We start from the raw sequence: 636 nt of genomic DNA on the forward strand, positions 1-636 counted from the left end.
GCCAAGGCATCCACCGTATACGCTTCGTCACTTAACCATACAACCCCAAACAGCCTTTTGACTTCTGTCTAAGTTATGTCGCATGAATGACAAGCTAATCGGAAGAATTGCCTTGCTATCAAATCATCGATTGATAACAAGCAATTCAGTCAAGTAGAGTAAAAAGTCATCTTTCGATTTCTCAGTTACTCAATTTTGATTGATTACTATTAATATCAGCTTTCCAAATTGTTAAAGAACATTCGATGTGTCCTGCAAAAGCAGCACTTTCATCTTTAGAGTAAAAAACCCTAATCAATCTTTACTGAAACAGTAAATATTCATTAGGATTTCGGGTCCAACGTGACACGTTTCTACCTGTGTTACCTTCCTTTCACAAAGCAAGGAAATGGTAGGCTTGGGCAGACTTGAACTGCCGACCTCACCCTTATCAGGGGTGCGCTCTAACCAGCTGAGCTACAAGCCTTCAGTTTCTAAGTTTGTTAGCAACAAACCCAGTTTCAAGTAGATGGTGGAGCTAAGCAGGATCGAACTGCTGACCTCCTGAATGCAAATCAGGCGCTCTCCCAGCTGAGCTATAGCCCCATAAACTTGTGTCGTTCTTCATTTTAAACAAGACTATCTGTGTAGGCACTG

At 41.5% G+C, this 636-nt stretch carries 2 tRNA genes; both read right to left on the reverse strand.

Features of this window, described 5'->3' with window-relative positions:
* Positions 1–389: 389 nt before the first annotated feature.
* Positions 390–466 (reverse strand) — tRNA-Ile (locus BGK61_RS19365).
* 43 nt (positions 467–509) lie between these two features.
* Positions 510–585 (reverse strand) — tRNA-Ala (locus tag BGK61_RS19370).
* Between the last annotated feature and the right edge of the window lie 51 nt (positions 586–636).

Origin of the sequence: Alteromonas abrolhosensis (assembly GCF_001953635.1) — a bacterium.
Classification (GTDB): domain Bacteria; phylum Pseudomonadota; class Gammaproteobacteria; order Enterobacterales; family Alteromonadaceae; genus Alteromonas; species Alteromonas abrolhosensis.